Genomic DNA, 18508 nt, shown 5'->3' on the forward strand with positions numbered 1-18508 from the left:
CTCACGCCCCTCCGGGAGCCGCCGCCTCGCCCAGCTCGGTGGAGATCCGCCCGAGCTGTTCGAGCCGCTGCTCCAGGCTCGGGTGGGTGGAGAAGAGCGCCGCGACGCTCGGCTCCCGGCCCAGGGCCGGCGTGAAGTAGAAGGCGTTGAAGGCCTGTGCCGTGCGCAGGTCCTTGGTCGGGATCCGGGCGATGTCGCCGGAGACCTTGGTGAGGGCGGAGGCCAGCGCCGAGGGACGCCCGGTGAGCAGCGCCGCGGCCCGGTCGGCGGCCAGCTCCCGGTACCGGGACAGGGCCCGGATCAGCAGGAAGCTGATCGCGTACACGGCCGCCGACACCCCGAGCACCGCGGCGAAGATCACGGCGGTGTTCTGGTCCCGGCGTCCACCGCCGAAGAGCTGCGAGTAGAAGGCGAACCGCACGATCAGCCCCGCGATCACACCGAGGAACGAGGCGACGGTGATCACCGCGACGTCCTTGTGCGCCACGTGCGACAGCTCGTGGGCGAGCACACCCTCCAGCTCGTTCGGCTCCAGCCGCCGCAGCAGCCCCGTGGTCACACACACCACGGCATGCTCGGGATTGCGCCCGGTGGCGAACGCGTTCGGCATGTCCATCTCCGACACGGCGACCACGGGCTTCGGCATGTCGGCGATGGCACACAGCCGGTCGACGACCCCGTGCAGCTCGGGATACTCCTCCCGCTCCACGACCCGCCCGCGCATCGCGAACAGCGCGACCCGGTCGGAGAACCAGTACTGCGCTCCCAGCAGCCCCGCCGCGACGACCACCACGAGCACCCAGGACTTCAGCAGCACGATCAGCGCGGCGACGAACCCCACATACAACAACCCGAGCAGAAACAGCGTGACCCCCATACGCGCGGTCAGCTGCCGATCACTCCGGAAGCGGCTCTGCATTTTGCACCACCCCGCACTCAGGCACTCGTCCCACTGCCCAGTGTGCACCCGACCACGCCCATGAACGGGTCGCGATGGGCCCTGGGAGCAGCAAAAGGTCCCGGGTCAGTAGGTGCGGAAGTTGATGTACCCCAGTAGCACGATCACCCCGGCGACACAGCCCAGCACGATGGCCGTGGACACCCAGCCCGACCGGCGCTGCCGCCGTGCCACGTGATCGGGCTCGGCCCGGAACGGCACCGGACCGGGAGGGTTCTCCTTCCAGCGCGCGGCGAGCATGCGGGCCCGCGCCGAGGGCTCCTTGTGCTCGGCGTCGTCCGCCCACCTCAGGTCGAACTCGCGCTCCTGGTCGTCGTGTTCGTGCCGCTCCTGCATCCCGTCCACCCCCGTCGTCTCCTCGACAGAATAGAACATACGCCCGCGCCCCCGCTGTCGTCACAACAGCGGGGGCGCGGGCGCTTGTGCCGGGTCGGCCTCGGGCCAGGCGTCGATCACACGTCGAAGTACAGCTCGAACTCGTGCGGGTGCGGACGCAGCTGCAGCGGCGCGATCTCGTTCGTGCGCTTGTAGTCGATCCAGGTCTCGATCAGGTCCGGCGTGAAGACGTCGCCCTGGAGGAGGAACTCGTGGTCGGCCTCGAGGGAGTCGAGGACGGCCGGGAGGGAGGTCGGGACCTGCGCGACGTTCGCGTGCTCCTCGGGAGCCAGCTCGTACAGGTCCTTGTCGATCGGCTCGGCCGGCTCGATCTTGTTCTTGATGCCGTCCAGGCCCGCCAGCAGAAGGGCGGAGAACGCCAGGTACGGGTTGCCGGAGGAGTCGGGCGCGCGGAACTCGACGCGCTTGGCCTTCGGGTTGGAGCCCGTGATCGGGATACGCATCGCGGCCGAGCGGTTGCGCTGCGAGTACACCAGGTTGATCGGTGCCTCGAAGCCCGGCACCAGACGGTGGTACGAGTTCACCGTCGGGTTGGTGAAGGCCAGCAGGGACGGGGCGTGCCGCAGGATGCCGCCGATGTAGTAGCGGGCGGTGTCCGACAGGCCCGCGTAACCGGCCTCGTCGTAGAAGAGTGGGGAGCCGGACTGCCACAGCGACTGGTGCACGTGCATGCCCGAGCCGTTGTCACCGAAGATCGGCTTCGGCATGAAGGTCGCGGTCTTACCGTTGCGCCAGGCGACGTTCTTCACGATGTACTTGAAGAGCTGGAGGTCGTCGGCGGCGGCGAGCAGCGTGTTGAACTTGTAGTTGATCTCGGCTTGGCCGGCGGTGCCCACCTCGTGGTGCTGGCGCTCGACCTGCAGGCCGGCGTTGTTCAGCTCCAGGGAGATCTCGGCACGCAGGTCGGCGAAGTGGTCGACCGGCGGGACCGGGAAGTAGCCGCCCTTGTAGCGGACCTTGTAACCACGGTTGTCCTCGAGGGCACCGGTGTTCCAGGCGCCCGCCTCGGAGTCGATGTGGTAGAAGGACTCGTTCGACGACGTGGCGAAACGCACGCTGTCGAAGACGTAGAACTCGGCCTCCGGACCGAAGTACGCGGTGTCCGCGATACCGGTGGAGGCGAGGTAGGCCTCGGCCTTCTTGGCCACGTTGCGCGGGTCACGGGAGTACTGCTCGCCCGTGATCGGGTCGTGGATGAAGAAGTTGATGTTGAGCGTCTTGTCGCGGCGGAACGGGTCGACCCGGGCCGTCGACAGGTCGGCACGCAGCGCCATGTCGGACTCGTGGATCGCCTGGAAACCGCGGATCGACGATCCGTCGAAGGCGAGCTCGTCGTCCGGGTCGAACGCCTCGACGGGCACCGTGAAGTGCTGCATGACGCCCGGCAGGTCGCAGAACCGGACGTCGACGAACTTGACGTCCTCGTCCGCGATGAACTTCTTGGCCTCGTCGGCGTTCTGGAACATCCAGCTCCTCCTACTCCCGACCGTCCGCGCCGGGGTGGTAGTTCGTTCGTGCGGCCAGTGCGGTGGCACACGCTGACCTCGACCCTAGGGACGGGTGATGTCGCGGGCGTGACCCATTTGTTTCACACACGTTAACCGGACATCCCACACCTCACCCCACCTGTCCACATCGCAAAACGGGCACAGTACCGTGGGCACGTGGACAAGAGGCAAGCAATCGGATCCTGGCTCTCCGGCCCCCGCGCGGCCGCCGAGGACGCCGGTGTCGACTTCGGATACCGGGGCCAACAGCTCGGCCTGCCGCAGGACGGGCCGGGCTCCATCGCCGGTCCGGGCCGCCGGCTCGCGGCACTCGCCCTGGACTGGGGCATCTGCGTCTTGATCGCATACGGTCTCATCACCGACGGCTACGGCCAGGCGACCAGCAACTGGGCCCTGCTCCTCTTCTTCGTCATGAGCGCCCTGACCGTCGGCTCGGTCGGCTTCACCCCGGGCAAGCGCCTCCTGGGCCTGCGTGTGGTCGCCCTGGAGACCGGCACGGTCAACCCGCTGCGCGCCCTGCTGCGCACGGCCCTGCTCTGCGTCGCCATCCCGGCCCTGATCTGGGACCGCGACGGCCGCGGCCTGCACGACCGGCTGGCGCGCACCGTGGAAGTGCGCGTCTGAGCCGTACGACGAAGGGGGCGCCCGGAAAGACCGGGCGCCCCCTTTCTCGTCAGAGGGGATTCAGCGAGCCTTCGGCCCGCCCTTCGGCAGCTTCATGCCCTTCGGCATGGGCCCCTTCGGCATCGGCATGTTGCTCATCAGGTCGCCCATGGCCCGCAGCCGGTCGTTGGTGGCGGTCACCTGGGGGCCGGTGAGCACGCGCGGCAGCTTCACCATGGTGGTCCGCAGCTTCTTCAGCGGGACCTGGCCCTCGCCGACGCCGACGATGAGGTCGTGCACCGGCACGTCCGCGACGACGCGGTTCATCTTCTTCTTCTCGGCGGCCAGCAGGCCCTTCACCCGGTTCGGGTTGCCCTCGGCGACCAGCACGATGCCGGCCTTGCCGACGGCCCGGTGGACCACGTCCTGGCTGCGGTTCATCGCCACCGCGGGTGTCGTCGTCCAGCCCCGTCCGATGTTGTCCAGCACGGCCGCGGCGGCGCCCGGCTGGCCCTCCATCTGCCCGAAGGCCGCCCGCTCGGCTCGGCGCCCGAAGACGATCGCCGACGCGAGGAAGGCGAGCAGCAGGCCCAGGATGCCGAGATAGATGGGGTGACCGATCAAGAAACCGATCGCGAGGAAGACACCGAAGGTGACGATTCCGACTGCCGCGAGTACAAGACCGATCTTCCTGTCGGCCCTGCGGGTCATCTTGTAGGTCAGGGCGATCTGCTTCAGTCGCCCGGGGTTCGCAGCGTCCGCTGCAGGTTCCTTCCTCGCCATGCCACGAAGTCTACGTGGCTCCACAAGCGCCGACGACGGCAGTGCCGTGCGGGCTCAGGGACGGACGGTGGTGACCTGGTCCAGGACGCGCTGGGCCTCGACCCGGTCCTTGGCGCGACGGCGGTCCTCCAGCACGGAGGTCCAGGCGTTGCGGCGGGCGGTGCGCTGACCGCTGCTCATGAGCAGGTACTCGACGGCACGGAGTGCATCGGTGAAGGACGGGATGGCGGTGGCGCGAACCGGCGCGGCCTGCATGGTGGAGGTCCCCCCTCGGGAATGGCGGCTTCGGTGGATGGTGCACGGGGCGTACAACCAGGGTCACTGATTGGTGTTACCAGGGCGTGACCGACCGGTCAAACACCAATGAAGCCTTAATGCGCACCCGAAAAAGCTTGACGCGGCCCTGATGACGCCCCTATCTGCGGGGACGTCCCAGAACCGCGTCAACAGCTCGCTACCCGGGAGTAGTTTCTTGTGCGCAGATTCACACGGGTGCGGTGGCACTCCGTGCCATCAGACCGCCTGGGAGGCGATGTACGAGCCACGCTTCTCGATGGCCATCTGGTACAGGCGCCCGGCCCGGTAGGAGGAGCGGACCAGCGGGCCGGACATCACGCCGGAGAAGCCGATCTGCTCGGCCTCCTCCTTCAGCTCCACGAACTCCTGCGGCTTGACCCAGCGCTCCACGGGGTGGTGGCGGACGCTCGGACGCAGGTACTGCGTGATGGTGACCAGCTCGCAGCCCGCGTCGTGCAGCTGCCGGAGCGCCTCGCTGATCTCCTCGCGGGTCTCGCCCATGCCGAGGATCAGGTTGGACTTGGTGACCAGGCCGTAGTCGCGGGCCTCGGTGATGACCTTCAGGGAGCGCTCGTAGCGGAAGCCGGGGCGGATGCGCTTGAAGATCCGCGGAACCGTCTCGACGTTGTGCGCGAAGACCTCGGGGCGGGAGGCGAAGACCTCTTCGAGCAGCTCCGGTACGGCGTTGAAGTCCGGGGCGAGCAGCTCGACCTTGGTGCGGCCGGCCTCGCGCTGCGCCGTCTGCTGGTGGATCTGGCGGACCGTCTCGGCGTACAGCCAGGCGCCGCCGTCCGGGAGGTCGTCGCGGGCGACGCCGGTGATGGTGGCGTAGTTCAGGTCCATGGTGACCACGGACTCGCCGACCCGGCGCGGCTCGTCGCGGTCGAGCGCCTCGGGCTTGCCGGTGTCGATCTGGCAGAAGTCGCAGCGCCGGGTGCACTGGTCGCCGCCGATGAGGAAGGTCGCCTCGCGGTCCTCCCAGCACTCGTAGATGTTCGGGCAGCCGGCTTCCTGGCAGACCGTGTGCAGGCCCTCGCTCTTCACGAGGTTCTGCATCTTCGTGTACTCGGGGCCCATTTTCGCCCGGGTCTTGATCCACTCGGGCTTGCGCTCGATGGGGGTCTGGCTGTTGCGGACCTCCAGGCGCAGCATCTTGCGTCCGTCCGGTGAGACTGCGGACACGACTGGCTCCCTAGCGATTGATTCTTCGGCGCCCTCAAGGGTACGCCCGTGGATTTGAATGCCTGCGTGGGTGTCAGCCCCTCCACGGGCCTGTTTATGCCGCCGGCGTCTTCTCGATCTCCCGCGGCTTCAGCTCCGCGTTCTCCAGTACGTCCCGCAGGTGCCGCTCGACCACCGGCAGCACCTCGTCGATGGTGACGTCCCGGCCCAACTCGGCCGCCAGCGAGGCGACGCCCGCGTCCCGGATGCCGCACGGGATGATCCGGTCGAACCACTTGTTGTCCGGGTTCACGTTCAGCGCGAAGCCATGCATCGTCACGCCCTTGGCCACCCGGATCCCGATCGCCGCGATCTTGCGGTCCTCGCGCCGCTGGCCGGCGTTGGAGGGGGCGTACTCGGGGCCGTTCAGGCGCGGGTCGAACTCCTCGTCGGTGAGCCGGGGGTCGAAGTCCAGGGCCAGTCCGCCGAGAGCGGGACGCTGTTCGACGGGGTCGCCCAGCACCCACACCCCGCTGCGGCCCTCCACGCGCGTGGTCTCCAGGCCGAACTCCGCGCAGGTGCGGATCAGGGCCTCCTCCAGCCGCCGTACGTGCGCCACGACGTCCACCGGGCGCGGCAGTTTCTGGATCGGGTAGCCGACCAGCTGACCGGGGCCGTGCCAGGTGATCTTGCCGCCGCGGTCCACGTCGACGACCGGTGTGCCGTCCAGGGGCCGCTCGTTGTCCGCCGTGCGCCGGCCGGCCGTGTAGACCGGGGGGTGTTCGAGCAGCAGGACGGTGTCGGGGATCTCGTCCTCGAACCGCGCCGCGTGCACCCGGCGCTGCTCGTCCCACGCCTCCTGGTATTCGACGGCCTCCGCGCCGAATCCCATGCGGACGAACCGCAACTCACTCACGGCAAGCGCCTCCCTGGAAGACCTGGCAAGTCGTAAGGCACGAAGCGTGCCTACGCCACTGTACGACCGGCCCGTTCGAGTGGGCTCCCGCGGTCCGCGTCAGCCCCGTAGGGCAATCCTCACACGATCGGATGAATGGGCGCCGTAATGTGCGATCGACTGCTTACTCTCCGCTACATTCGCGCCGTTCGAGAGGCCAAAAGGGCTGCTCACCGGCAATCCGGGCACTCGATGGCCGTATGGCCTTGCGAGGCCCGAAAGGCAGGAGACCGCACCGCAGATGACGGAACGACCCGCGCAGCGCACTCCCAACCGCCAGCTCGCCGCGCTCATCGCAGAAGCGGGATTCTCCAACGCGGGTCTCGCCCGCCGAGTGGACCAGCTCGGTCTCGAACATGGGCTTGATCTCAGATACGACAAGACCTCCGTGACCCGGTGGCTGCGCGGGCAGCAGCCGCGCGGCACGACGCCCGCCCTCATCGCCGAGGTCTTCACCCGTCGCCTCGGCCGCCGGCTCACCGCCCAGGACCTCGGCCTCGACGCCTGTGCGCCCGTGTACGCCGGGCTGGAGTTCGCCGCGACCCCCGAGGAGGCCGTCGACATCGTCAGCGGCCTGTGGCGCAAGGACTCCGGCAGCCACGCCGAACTGCGCAAGATCGCCTTCACCCCGGCCGGGCTCGTCGTGCCCAGCCGGGACTGGCTGATCGGCCGCGCCGACGAGAAGGTCGCCCGCGGCGAGCCGCTCACCCGCATCCCGGTCCAGGGCCGTCCGGCCGCCGTACCCCGCCAGCGCAACCAGGCCGAGCGAGGCCCCGGTCAGAAGGTCACCGGCGGCGACATCGCCGCGCTGCGCTCCGTCGGCGAACTGTTCCGCTCCCTCGACGACATGTACGGCGGCGGCCACGCCCGGCAGGCCCTCGTGCGCTATCTGGAGCACGAGTGCGAGCCGCTGCTGCGCGGCACCTACGGCGAGCAGACCGGCCGCCGCCTGTTCGCCGCCGCCGCGGACCTCACCAGGCTCGCGGGCTGGACCTCGTACGACATCGCGGCGCACGGGCTCGCGCAGCGCTACTTCGTGCAGTCGCTGCGGCTCGCCCAGGCCGCGGGGGACCGGCCCTACGGCTCCTACGTCCTCGTCACGATGAGCCGCCAGGCCGTCTACCTCGGGCACGGCCGCGAGGCCGTCCAGCTCGCGCGGGTGGCCCAGCAGGGGGTGGGCACCGGCGCACCGCCGGTCGTGCAGGCGCTGTTGCACGCGTGCGAGGCGCGCGGGCACGGCGTACTGGGCGAGGTGCGCGCCTGTACGGCCTCCCTGGTGCGGGCCGAGCGCGCCCTGGAGGCCGCCCGGCCCGGCGACGACGTTCCGCACTGGGCGCGGTTCTTCGACGAGGCGCAGCTCGCCGACGAGTTCGGGCACTGCCACCGGGACCTGCAGCAGTTCCGGGCGGCGGCGCAGCACGCGGAGCGGTCGTTGCAGCTGCGCGCGCCCGCGTATGCCCGCAGCCGGCTGTTCAGCCGCGTGGTCCTCGCCTCCGCGCGGCTGGGCCTGGGCGAGCTGGACCAGGCCTGTGCGCTGGGGGCGGAGGCCGCGGGCGCCGCCGCGGAGATGCGGTCCGTGCGGGCGATCGAGTACGTCAGGGACTTCGAGCGGAGGTTGGAGCCTTATCGGGACGCGGCGCCGGTGAGGGGGTATCGGGACAAGGTGGCGGCGTTGTTGTAGGGATCTCGCCGTAACTCCGGCTGGTTGTATGCCGTCTTGCGGGTTCGTTGTGGCTGGTCGCGCAGTTCCCCGCGCCCCTTGGGGAGTTCAGGCCACCGCCCTTAACGGCTCAGCCTTGTGCAGCGACCCCGCCGCCCCCAGGTCCGTCAGGATCGCCGCCGCGGCCCGGTGGGCCGAGTGGAGGGCGCCCTGGACGGTGCTGGTGTCCCGGTGGTCGCCGCAGACGTACAGGCCCGCCAGGAGGCGTACCGGGCGGCGCAGGTCGTGGGGTGGGCGCATGGCGGGGACGGCCTCGGGGGTGTGGTGCACGGCGAGGGTCTCCCAGCGGGCCGTGGAGGTGCCGTAGAGCCGGGACAGGTGCATGCGTACCGCCGTGTCGATGTCGGGCGGCGGGGTGCCCAGGACCGTCGAGGAGACCAGGGCCCGGCCCGCCGGTGCGCGGGTCGGGTCGACCTGGCTGATCAGCGCCGTGTGCGCGACCGGGCCGCCCCGGTCGGCGTCGAGCAGCAGCGACGCGCCGGTCGTGGGCGGCTCGTCCGTCGTGTGGTGGACGACCGTCACCGGGTGGAAGTCGGGCACGCGCAGGCCCGGCAGCAGTTCGGCGGCGGTCCGCGCGTCCGTCGCCAGCAGCACGGCCCGGCAGCGTATCTCGCCGTGCTCCGCGGCGGTCACGGACGTCGTGGCCACCGACGTCACCCGCACCCCGGTGTGCACGGTGCCCGGCGGCAGCGCCGCCGCGAGCAGCTCCGGCAGGGCCTCGGCGCCGCCCTCGGGCACGCACAGCCGCCCGCTCGCGAAGGCGCGCAGGGCGAGGTCCGCGCACCGGCTGGACGTCGTCAGCCCGGGGTCGCACAGCAGCGCGGCCAGCAGCGGCCGCAGGAAGCCGTCGACCGTCCGCGCGGGAACCCCCCGCTCGGCGAGGGCCTGCGCGGCCGGCAACTCGGGGCGGGCCAGCAGCCGTTCGACGGGGGAGGAGGCGAGGCGGGCGAGCGCGGCGCCGAGCCGTGCCTGGTCGACGGCGCTGCCCAGCGGGGCGCCCGCGCGCACCCGCGGTATCGCCGCCGGTCCCGGAACGCCCCGCGCGGCCCCCGTCCGAGGGGCGCTCGCCAGGGCGCGTACCGCGTGCAGTGCGCCCCTTGCGCGCCTCGCGCCCAGTGCGCTCGGCACCGCGCCCGCGCGCTGTCGGCGTCCGTCGCTGTGCAGCAGTACCCCCGGTGCGAAGGGGCGCAGCGCCAGTGCGTCGAGGCCTGGGGTGAGGCGCAGTTCGGGATACGAGGTCGACAGGAGTTGGCCGATCCGGTCGAGCCGGAACCCGTCGATCTTCTCGGTCGACATGCGGCCGCCCGGACACGGGGCGGCCTCCAGGACCGCGGTCGTCACTCCTGCGCTGGTCAGCCGATGCGCCGCGGAGAGTCCGGCGACCCCGGCTCCCACGATCACGACGTCCGCCTGGTACGCGGGCTCAAGCACGTGCCCCTCCTCGAGGTTGCGCGGCCGGTGGAGACGTGATGCCCCCAACCGGCTCCGGGGATACCCGAGTTCGGCACGAGGTTAGGGCCGTGATCGGTCGGGAACAGTCGCGCATCGACAGGGCACGGTCGCACGGTGGTCGCATACGGGCACTTACCGTGCCGCCCGGATCGCCCCCTCGATCTCCGGGAAGGCGAACGTGAACCCGGACTCCAGCAGTCGCGCGGGCAGCACCCGTTGGCTGCCGAGCACGTCCCCGGCCATCTCCCCGAGCACCGTGCGCAGCACCGGAGCGGGGACCGTGAACAGCGTCGGCCGGTGCAGCACCCGGCCCATCGCCTCGGTGATCTCACGGTTCGTCAGCGGCTGCGGCGCGGTCACGTTGAACGGGCCCGACAGATTGTCGCGGTCGATCAGATGCCGGATCGCGGCCACCTCGTCGTGCAGCGACACGAACGACCAGTACTGCCGCCCGTTCCCCATCCGCCCGCCGAGCCCGGCCTGGAACAGCGGGAACAGCCGTCCCCAGGCCCCGCCGTGGCGGGCCACGACCAGCCCCGTGCGCGGGAACACCGTCCGTACGCCCGCCTCCTGGGCCGGGGCCGCGGCGCCCTCCCAGTCCACCACCAGCGACGGCAGGAAGCCCTCCCCGGCCGGCGCGCTCTCGTCGACGGCCCGCCCGCCGGTCTCGCCGTAGTAGCCGATCGCACTGCCGTTGACGAAGACCCGCGGCCGCTCTTCGGGACTCAGCGACGCCAGGGCCTTCGCCAGCGCCGCCGTGCCCTGCACCCGGCCGCGCCGGAGCTTGGCCTTGTACGCCTCCGTCCAGCGCCGCGAGCCCACGTTCGCGCCGGCCAGATTGACCACGGCGTCGCACCCGGCGAGCCCCGCCGCGTCCACGGAGCCGCCCTCCGGGTCCCAGCGCACCTCGTCCTCGGACCGGGGCGCCCGGCGCACCAGCCGCACCACCTCGTGCCCGTCGGCGGCCAGTGACCGCACGAGGGCGCCGCCGATCAGACCGGAGGAGCCGGCCACGGCGATCCTTGAAAGTTCCATAACTCCCATCCTGCCTCTGACCATGTAAAACCCCGGTCGGGTTCCCGCACCCGGGTCATAGGGTGGCGCTCATGCCCGAGCTCTACCAGTCGCCGTACATACGCACAGCCCTGCCGGACGACGAGGAGGAGCTGTCCCTCCTCGACCGTCGCACGTGGTCACCGCTGCACGCGGTAGCGCCGCAGCCGAAGCCGCCCTACGCCCCGTTCTTCGACGAGCGGCACGCCCCCGGCGACCATCTCGTCGCCGAACTCGACCGCCGCATCGTCGGCTATGTCCGCCTGGGTTTCCCCACGCCGCTCGCGTCCAACGCGCATGTGCGGCAGATCCAGGGCCTCGCCGTCGCCGACGAGGCCCGGGGCCGGGGCGTGGGCCGGGCGCTGATCCGCGCGGCCGTCGAGGAGGCCCGCCGCCGGGGAGCACGCCGCCTCACGCTGCGCGTCCTCGGCCACAACACGCCCGCCCGCAAGCTGTACGAGTCCGAGGGGTTCGTGGTGGAGGGGGTGCTGCCCGAGGAGTTCTACCTGGGCGGCCGGTACGTGGACGACGTGATCATGGGGCAGGGGCTGTGACCCTCACGAGCTGACGAGCTCCCCCGTGTCCACCGGCGCCGTCGCGTTCGCCGCGCGCTCGGCGTCGGAGGCGACCTCGGCCGCCGTCAGCACGTAGCCGGTCTCGGCGTCGGAGGTGGAGCGGGCGAAGACCACGCCGAACACCTTGCCGTCCGTGGTCAGCAGCGGTCCGCCGGAGTTGCCGGGACGGACCGTGGAGCGGATCGAGTAGATCTCGCGGGTGACGGTGTCGTCGCTGTAGATGTTCTGGCCCGTCGCCCGCACCCGGTTCGCGACCGTCGCCGCCTGAAGGTTCAGGTCGCCGTCCTCCGGGTAGCCCGCCACGACCGCCGAGTCGCCGCGGGTGGCGGCGTCGTCGAACCGCAGGACGGGGGCGTCCAGTTCGGGAACGTACAGCACGGCGACGTCCCGCTCCGGGTCGAAGAGCACCACCCGTGACTCGTACGACCGCCCGACGCCGCCTATCCGGACGCTCGGCTCGTCGATGCCGGCCACCACATGGGCGTTGGTCATCACATGCCGCGGGGCGTAGACGAAGCCGCTGCCCTCGCGGCCCTGGGTGCCCGAGACGCCCTCGATCTTGACGGTGCTGCGCTGGGCGGCGTTCGTCGCGGCCGCCGTGACGCTGTCGCCGGAGGGCTTGGCGACCTCGGCGGTCGACTCGTTCTCGAACGGGTTGAAGACCTGCGGGAAGCCCGCCTCGGTGAGTGCGGAGGTGGCCCGGGAGAACCAGGCCGGCGTCGTGTCCGGCATGGCGTCCTGCACCGTGCCCAGCAGCCGGGAGTCCCGGATCGCCGACGTCAGCAGCGGGGAGGAGGTGGCGGCGAGGACGCTGGCCGCCACCCAGGCCACGAGCAGCACGGCCACCGAGTTGGCCACCGCCCCGCCGACGCCGTCGGCCACCCTGAGCGGCCCGCGGTCCAGCTCCCTGCGCAGCCGCAGCGCCAGCCGCCCCGCCAGCTCGTGCACCACCGCGGCCGGGACCAGCACCGTGAGCACCGCGGTCACCGTCGCCTGCGTCGTCCCCGGTGTGACCAGGTCCATCATCCACGGCAGGAGCCATACGCCGATCACCGCGCCGCCCACGAAACCGGCCAGTGAGACACAGCCGGCGACCAGTCCCCGGCGGTAGCCGGACGCCGCGTAGGCCAGGATCACCAGCAACAGCAGGATGTCGAGCAGGTCCACTCCAGCCGCCTTTCTCTCGGACCCCTTAGTACGCGCGGAAGGCGCCCGTTGATCAGCACACACGCCCGTGCCGCCCGGAACCGGCCACGCTGCGTGCACCTGGAGAAACGCCCCGGACCCGGACGATGGTTCCACTGCGTGTCACACCACACATCGCGGGCGGACCGGATCCGTCGGACAGTAGGACCATGCGTGTCTTCCGACGGGCAACCCGAAGGGTCTTCAGGCGAACGCGGGGGAGACGAAGACCCCGTCGCGCCGTGCGCATACCGTGGGAGCGGGTCCCGCCCGTGCTGCTCGCCGGTGCCCCCGGGCTCGCCGCGGTGCTCGCGCTGGTGCTCTGCGCCAGCGGCGTCGAGTACACCGTCGCGTCGGGGCGACGGCCGGCCCCGGCCAAGCCCGCCGCCCCGCACGAGGCGGCCAGGCCGCACATCGTGTCGCGGGCGGCCTGGCTGGACGACGAGGTGCGGCACGATCAGCCGCCGCCGCGCTACGACGACCGGGTCGTCGCCGTGTTCGTGCACCACACCGACTCACCGAACGCGTACGACTGCGCCGACGTGCCCCGCATCATCCGCTATCTGTACGCCGGCCAGACCGGCTCCCGGGACTGGGACGACATCGGCTACAACTTCCTCGTCGACCGGTGCGGGACCATCTACGAGGGGCGCGCGGGCGGCGCCGACCGGCCCGTCACCGGCGCCCACACCCAGGGCTTCAACCACCGCACCACCGGCATCGCCGCCATCGGCACCTTCACCGCCGGCGTGCCCGTGCCGAAGGCCATGACCGACGCGATCGCGGCGCTCGCCGCGTGGAAGCTGGGGCCCTCCGACACCGACCCCCGCGCGAGCGTCCGCCTGACGTCCAGCAACAGCCACAGCCGCTACGCCGCCGGCAGCACCGCCACCCTCCCGGCCGTCGCCGGCCACAACGAGGGCTACATGACCAGCTGCCCCGGCGCGGCCCTCACCGCCCGCCTCCCGGAGATCAGGGAGACCGCGGCCCGGCTGCAGGGCAGACACTGACCGGCCCACCGTCATCTGCGGCCGAGATACACCCCCACCGCCCGCTGCAGCGCCCTGCCCTGGCTGCCCACCGGACGCTCCCACTCCCCGAGGTACTCCACGGCCCGGCCGCCCGCCCCCGTCTTGAACAGCAGCCGGCCGAGCAGCCGGTCGCCCTCGGCGAGACCGGGCGTGATGGAGCGCAGGTCGTACGTCCGCGCCCCCGACTGCCGGGCGTCCCCCAGCATCCGCCACAGCAGCGCGCTGCTCGGCCGCAGCTCCCGCCCCCGGCGGCCGGACGCGGCGTACGAGTGCCAGACCCGGGAGCCGACGCTGATCATCAGCGCCGCGGAGAGCACCTCGCCGTCGTACTCGGCGAGATAGACCCGGACCCGGTCGCCGTCCACGGCGTTCAGGGCCGCCCACAGGCGCTGGAAGTAGACCAGCGGCCGGGCCCGGAACCCGTCGCGGTCGGCGGTCGCGGTGTACAGGCGGTGGAACTCGGGCAGATCGGCCGCCGTGCCCCAGGAGACGACGACACCCGACCGCTCGGCCGTGCGCAGGGCCTGCTCCCAGTGCGGCGCCAGTGCGGCGCGCAGCTCGTCCATCGAGCGCCCCGCCAGCGGCACCTGGCAGCCGTAGCGCGGCTGACCGAGCCCGAACCCGTTCCCGCTGCCCTCCGCGCACCGCCGCCACCCGAGCCGGCCCAGCCGCTCGGCCACGTCCAGCGCGTGCCCGTCGAGGCCGTCCGCGGGCAGATCGTGCAGATCGCGTACGTCGGGGTCGGCGACGCCCGCCGCGACGGTGTCCGCCTCCCAGTGCCGTACGACGAGCGGCGGCCCGATCCGCACCGAGAACGCCCCGCGCCGCTCCACGTGGGCGACGAGGGCGTCCAGCCATCGGTCCACGCGCGGGGCACGCCAGTCGATCCCCGGCCCGTCGGGGACGTAGGCGAGGCAGCGCCGGGTGCCGGGCAGCGGGCGGTACAGGACCAGCGCGGACGCGACCATGACCTCCCCGGCCGGGCCGTCCTCGAACCAGCCGACGCTCTCCGCCCGCCAGTCGGGCTTCACATCGCCCCACTCGGGGATCTGGAGATGGCTCGCGTCGGGGTACAGCCGCAGATGGGCCAGATGGTCCTCGCGCGTGATCTCCCGCACGTACGGGCTGGTCATGGGCTGGTACTCCTGTTCGGGGCGGCCACGGTAAGCCGGAGATCACGCCACGGGTCAAGAGACGGGGAGTGAACCTTCGCGGAAGCCCCTCACAGGCTTCTCGCAGGCGGCTCAAGGATCTCCCCGAGGCAGCGTGCCTATCGTCATGGACACGCACTGACCGGAGGTGGGGATCATGAGCGGCAACAGCAGCGGCCGCGGCAGGAAGCGGATCTGGACCGTCGTCCGCGCGGTCGCGAGCGTCGTCCTCGGACCGGCCGCCGTCACGGCGTCCGCGCTGGACCAGGCCAACAAGGCGCCGACGTACCACGCGGCGGACCGCGGACTCAGTCCTTGAACCGCTCCCACAGCCTGGGGAACCGCTCCGCCAGCACCCGTTCGTTCTCGAGGTCGATCGCGGTGCCCGCCGGTTCCGGGGGCGCGGGCGGGATGCCGAGGTCGGGGGCCACGGTGCCGGTGAGCTGTTCGTAGGCCTCGTCCGCGGCGTAGCCGAGCTCCTCGCCGTCGCCGTCGAACTCCTCGTCGAAGTCGTCCAGCAGGTCGGCCAGCGAGTCGGGGTCGTGCACCCCGCCCTCGTACACCTCGCGGCCCTGGCCGATCAGCCAGCACCGGAAGAAGTCGAAGGCGTCGTCGCTGGCCCCGTCCAGCAGGACCCACGCGGCGCCCCACAGGTCCCAGGTGTACGCGCGGTTGTAGCGGGCCTCGAAGTGACGGGCGAAGTCGAGCACCGCGTCGGGGTCCAGTTGGGCAAGCCGGTCCACGAGCAGGTCGGCCTGCTCCTCGGGGTCCCCCTCGGCCGCCTCACGGGCGCCGTCCACCAGCTCCCAGAACTCCGTCTCGTCCATCACGGGTCAAGCATCGTGCCTGGGGGAGTGGGGCGCACGCGGAGTGCGACGGATTGTTATGTCCCGTACAGCGCGGCCAGCCGCCGCGCGTCCTGGGCGAACCTCTCCCGTAGGGCCCGCGGCGCCAGCACCTCGACCTCCGGCCCGAGCGAGGCGAGCTGGCTGTGGGCGACCTCCTCGGACTCCACCGGGAGCGTCAGCGTCACCCAGCCCTCCGCGTCCGGGGCACCCGCCGCCTCCAGCGCCTCCCGCGCGGACTGCGGATCGACGGTGTACGGCAGTCTGCGCACCCCGCCCGGGGACAGCCGCACCACGACCTCGGCCCGCAGAATCGACCGCGCGAACTGCTCGGCCCGCTCCTCCCAGAAGCCCGGCAGATCGAACTCCTCGTCCCGCTCGAACCGCTCCCCGGCTGTGTCCACGGCGGTGAACCTGTCGATCCGGTACACCCGGTACGACCCGTGCCCCACGACTCGGGCCGCCACGTACCAGACCCCTGCCTTCAGCACGAGCCCGTAGGGCTCCAGCTCCCGCACCACGTCCCGCTGACGCTCCCGCTCGCCGCGCCGGTAGCGCGCCACGATCCGCCGGTCGTCCCACACCGCGTCCGCGACGGCCGGCAGCAGCTCGGGGGTCTTCGGTTCCCTGAACCAGTTCGGCGCGTCCAGGTGGAACCGCTGGGCCGCGGTGCGGGAGGCGTCGCGCAGGGAGGGGAGCAGGGCGGCGGACACCTTCAGCCGGGCGGCGGAGGCGGCGTCCTCCAGCCCCATCTCGCGCAGCGCTCCCGGCACGCCGCTGAGGAACAACGCCTCGGCTTCACTCCGTGCCAGCCCCGTCAGCCGCGTCCGGTACCCGCCGATCAGCCGGTACCCGCCGACCCGACCCCGGTCCGCGTACACCGGAACCCCCGCCTCCGACAGCGCCTGCGCGTCCCGGGTGACGGTCCGCTCGGACACCTCCAGCTCCCGCGCGAGCTCGGCGGCGGTCATGGCGGGCCGGGACTGCAGGAGCAGCACCATCTTGATGAGCCGGGCAGCACGCATGACCTCATTCTGCCGGGTCCGTCACCTGCCTGGACGCACACACCCTGTGGTCGGCCCGGAACCGTTGGTAGCGTCGACACATGGCGAACAAGCCCCAACAGCCCCGCGAACAATGGGCCACGCGCACGGGATTCCTGCTGGCGGCGATCGGCTCCGCCATCGGGCTCGGCAACATCTGGCGCTTTCCGGCCGTCGCCTATGAGAACGGTGGCGGCGCCTTCCTCTTCCCCTATCTCATCGCCCTGCTCACGGCCGGTATCCCGCTGCTCATCATGGAGTACGCGATCGGGCGCAGATACCGGACCTCGCCCCCCGCCGCGCTGCGGCAGATGGCCCGCCCGGCCGAAGTGATCGGCTGGTGGCAGGTGGCGATCTCCTTCGTGATCGCCACCTACTACGCCGTCATCATCGCCTGGGCGGTCCGCTACGTCGGATTCGCCGCCGACGAGGCCTGGGGCGACGACCCCGAGGGCTTCCTCTTCGGCAGCTTCCTCAAGGCCTCCGAAGCGCCCGGCTTCGTCTCCGGGTACGTCTCCGGAGTGCTGTGGCCGCTCATCGCGGTCTGGGTGGTGGTGCTGGTCATCCTGGCGTTCGGCATCCGGCGCGGCATCGAGCAGGCCAACAAGGTCTTCATTCCACTGCTGGTGATCTTCTTCGTCGCCCTGGTGATCCGGTCCCTCACCCTGGACGGGGCGGTGGAGGGCCTGGACGCCTTCTTCCGGCCCGACTGGTCCGAACTCGGCAACGGCAGCGTCTGGGTGGCCGCCTACGGCCAGATCTTCTTCTCGCTGTCGATCGGCTTCGGCATCATGGTCACGTACGCGTCCTATCTGCGGCGCCGCTCCGACCTCACCGGGTCCGCCATGGTCGCGGGCTTCGCCAACAGCTCCTTCGAGATCCTCGCCGGTATCGGCGTGTTCGCCGCGCTGGGCTTCATGGCGCAGAGCGCGGGCGTGCCGGTCGACGAGGTGGCGACCGCGGGACTCGGACTGGCCTTCGTGGCCTTCCCGACGATCATCTCCGAGATGTGGCTGGGCGGAGTGTTCGGCGTGATCTTCTTCGTCTCGCTGGTGATCGCCGGACTGTCCTCGCTGATCTCCATCGTGCAGGTGGTCGTCTCGGCCGTGCAGGACCGTACCGGCATGCACCGCATTCCCGCGGTCTTCATCTTCGGCGGTGCCGTGGCCCTGGCGTCCATCCTGCTGTTCCCGACCAACGAGGGCGTCTATCTCCTCGACGCCTCCGACCACTTCATCAACCAGTACGGCATCGCGCTGGCCGCGCTGGTGGGTGTGGTCGCGGTGGCCTGGTTCATGCGGAAGCTGCCCGAGCTCCAGCGGGACGCCGACGCGACGTCCGCCGTGCAGCTGCGCCTGTGGTGGCGGATCTGCCTCGGCCTCATCACACCGGTCGTGCTGGGCTGGATGATGGTCGACAGCCTGCGCGACGAGTTCGACGAGAACTACGAGGGCTACTCCACCGAGTTCCTGCTGGGAGCGGGCTGGAGCGTGGCGATCGGCGCGCTGGTGGTCGGTGTGCTGCTCTCCCTGATCCCCTGGAAGGCTGCCCGGGGCGGGCTGATCGACCTGGACATGGAGACCTCCGAGGAGCAGGAGGCCCATCGCAGGCGAAGGCAGGGCGAGCACGGAGAGGAGGACCGCTGATGTCCGGTGGCGCCATCATCATGATGATCATCGCGATGCTCATCGTGTGGGGCGGCCTGGTGCTGGCCATCATCCAGCTCCGCCGCCACCCCGACCCGGGGCCGGAGCCCGACGAGATGGGCATCCCCACCGCGGAGTAGCGTCGC

The 18508-nt window shown here is 71.3% G+C and carries 20 protein-coding genes; 7 read left to right on the forward strand and 13 right to left on the reverse strand.

The window, feature by feature from the left end; genetic code table 11:
• Position 1: 1 nt before the first annotated feature.
• From htpX to glnA, 3 genes are all read right to left on the reverse strand, one after another.
• Entirely contained in the window at positions 2–919 is a 918-nt protein-coding gene (gene htpX, locus IM697_RS10840) for a zinc metalloprotease HtpX (RefSeq protein ID WP_194046994.1), read from the reverse strand.
• A gap of 105 nt (positions 920–1024) precedes the next feature.
• Complete coding sequence (locus IM697_RS10845) at positions 1025–1333, reverse strand: SCO2583/SCO2584 N-terminal domain-containing protein (RefSeq protein ID WP_228044620.1); 309 nt, start codon at positions 1331–1333, stop codon at positions 1025–1027.
• 77 nt (positions 1334–1410) lie between these two features.
• Complete coding sequence (glnA, locus tag IM697_RS10850) at positions 1411–2820, reverse strand: type I glutamate--ammonia ligase (protein ID WP_194046996.1); 1410 nt, start codon at positions 2818–2820, stop codon at positions 1411–1413.
• Positions 2821–3018: 198 nt separating this feature from the next.
• On the opposite strand from glnA, the gene IM697_RS10855 reads away from it, so the two are divergent.
• Positions 3019–3486 (forward strand): RDD family protein, encoded by a 468-nt coding sequence (locus IM697_RS10855; RefSeq protein WP_194046998.1) that lies wholly within the window; start codon positions 3019–3021, stop codon positions 3484–3486.
• Between the two features lie 60 nt (positions 3487–3546).
• Here the strand turns inward: IM697_RS10855 and IM697_RS10860 are convergent, their stop codons facing one another.
• From IM697_RS10860 to lipB, 4 genes are all read right to left on the reverse strand, one after another.
• The gene (locus tag IM697_RS10860) at positions 3547–4248 is read right to left on the reverse strand and encodes a DUF4191 domain-containing protein (protein WP_194047000.1); all 702 of its coding nucleotides are present in this window, start codon (positions 4246–4248) and stop codon (positions 3547–3549) included.
• 54 nt (positions 4249–4302) lie between these two features.
• Positions 4303–4503 (reverse strand): SCO2195 family GlnR-regulated protein, encoded by a 201-nt coding sequence (locus IM697_RS10865; protein ID WP_194047002.1) that lies wholly within the window; start codon positions 4501–4503, stop codon positions 4303–4305.
• A 258-nt stretch (positions 4504–4761) separates the two neighbouring features.
• Positions 4762–5727, reverse strand: coding sequence for a lipoyl synthase (gene lipA, locus IM697_RS10870; protein ID WP_194047004.1), 966 nt, complete (start codon positions 5725–5727; stop codon positions 4762–4764).
• Positions 5728–5821: 94 nt separating this feature from the next.
• Positions 5822–6622, reverse strand: a complete 801-nt coding sequence (lipB, locus tag IM697_RS10875; RefSeq protein WP_194047006.1) for a lipoyl(octanoyl) transferase LipB — start codon at positions 6620–6622, stop codon at positions 5822–5824.
• Between the two features lie 280 nt (positions 6623–6902).
• Between lipB and IM697_RS10880 the strand changes: the two genes are divergently transcribed.
• Positions 6903–8342, forward strand: a complete 1440-nt coding sequence (locus IM697_RS10880) for an NsdA family TPR-like regulatory protein (protein ID WP_194047008.1) — start codon at positions 6903–6905, stop codon at positions 8340–8342.
• Between the two features lie 87 nt (positions 8343–8429).
• On the opposite strand, the gene IM697_RS10885 is transcribed toward IM697_RS10880, so the two are convergent.
• Positions 8430–9812 (reverse strand): NAD(P)/FAD-dependent oxidoreductase, encoded by a 1383-nt coding sequence (locus IM697_RS10885; protein WP_194047010.1) that lies wholly within the window; start codon positions 9810–9812, stop codon positions 8430–8432.
• Between the two features lie 153 nt (positions 9813–9965).
• A complete protein-coding gene (locus IM697_RS10890; protein WP_194047012.1) occupies positions 9966–10868 on the reverse strand; it encodes a TIGR01777 family oxidoreductase in 903 nt (300 codons plus the stop codon).
• Positions 10869–10939: 71 nt separating this feature from the next.
• On the opposite strand from IM697_RS10890, the gene IM697_RS10895 reads away from it, so the two are divergent.
• Positions 10940–11440 (forward strand): GNAT family N-acetyltransferase, encoded by a 501-nt coding sequence (locus IM697_RS10895; RefSeq protein WP_194047014.1) that lies wholly within the window; start codon positions 10940–10942, stop codon positions 11438–11440.
• A gap of 3 nt (positions 11441–11443) precedes the next feature.
• Here IM697_RS10895 and IM697_RS10900 read toward each other — a convergent pair whose 3' ends face one another.
• Positions 11444–12628 carry a MarP family serine protease gene (locus IM697_RS10900; RefSeq protein ID WP_194047016.1) on the reverse strand — a complete coding sequence of 395 codons (1185 nt, stop codon included), beginning with the start codon at positions 12626–12628 and terminating at the stop codon, positions 11444–11446.
• A 260-nt stretch (positions 12629–12888) separates the two neighbouring features.
• Between IM697_RS10900 and IM697_RS10905 the strand changes: the two genes are divergently transcribed.
• Positions 12889–13656, forward strand: a complete 768-nt coding sequence (locus IM697_RS10905) for a peptidoglycan recognition protein family protein (protein WP_407699622.1) — start codon at positions 12889–12891, stop codon at positions 13654–13656.
• Between the two features lie 11 nt (positions 13657–13667).
• On the opposite strand, the gene IM697_RS10910 is transcribed toward IM697_RS10905, so the two are convergent.
• On the reverse strand, positions 13668–14810 hold the full coding sequence (locus IM697_RS10910) for a lipid II:glycine glycyltransferase FemX (RefSeq protein WP_194047020.1): 1143 nt from the start codon (positions 14808–14810) through the stop codon (positions 13668–13670).
• Positions 14811–14985: 175 nt separating this feature from the next.
• Here IM697_RS10910 and IM697_RS10915 point away from each other — a divergent pair, with 175 nt between their 5' ends.
• Positions 14986–15147 (forward strand): hypothetical protein, encoded by a 162-nt coding sequence (locus IM697_RS10915; RefSeq protein WP_194047023.1) that lies wholly within the window; start codon positions 14986–14988, stop codon positions 15145–15147.
• Here the strand turns inward: IM697_RS10915 and IM697_RS10920 are convergent.
• Together IM697_RS10920 and IM697_RS10925 are read right to left on the reverse strand one after the other, a co-directional pair.
• Entirely contained in the window at positions 15137–15655 is a 519-nt protein-coding gene (locus IM697_RS10920; protein WP_194049669.1) for a DUF4240 domain-containing protein, read from the reverse strand. The genes IM697_RS10915 and IM697_RS10920 overlap by 11 nt on opposite strands.
• Positions 15656–15711: 56 nt before the next feature.
• Complete coding sequence (locus IM697_RS10925; RefSeq protein ID WP_194047024.1) at positions 15712–16698, reverse strand: helix-turn-helix transcriptional regulator; 987 nt, start codon at positions 16696–16698, stop codon at positions 15712–15714.
• An 80-nt stretch (positions 16699–16778) separates the two neighbouring features.
• Between IM697_RS10925 and IM697_RS10930 the strand changes: the two genes are divergently transcribed.
• Both IM697_RS10930 and IM697_RS10935 read left to right on the forward strand, forming a co-directional pair.
• A complete protein-coding gene (locus IM697_RS10930) occupies positions 16779–18362 on the forward strand; it encodes a sodium-dependent transporter (RefSeq protein WP_194047026.1) in 1584 nt (527 codons plus the stop codon).
• A complete protein-coding gene (locus IM697_RS10935) occupies positions 18362–18502 on the forward strand; it encodes a methionine/alanine import family NSS transporter small subunit (protein ID WP_194047028.1) in 141 nt (46 codons plus the stop codon). Before IM697_RS10930 ends, IM697_RS10935 begins: the two co-directional genes overlap by 1 nt.
• Positions 18503–18508: the final 6 nt, after the last annotated feature.

The organism is Streptomyces ferrugineus, from assembly GCF_015160855.1.
Classification (GTDB): Bacteria; Actinomycetota; Actinomycetes; order Streptomycetales; family Streptomycetaceae; genus Streptomyces; species Streptomyces ferrugineus.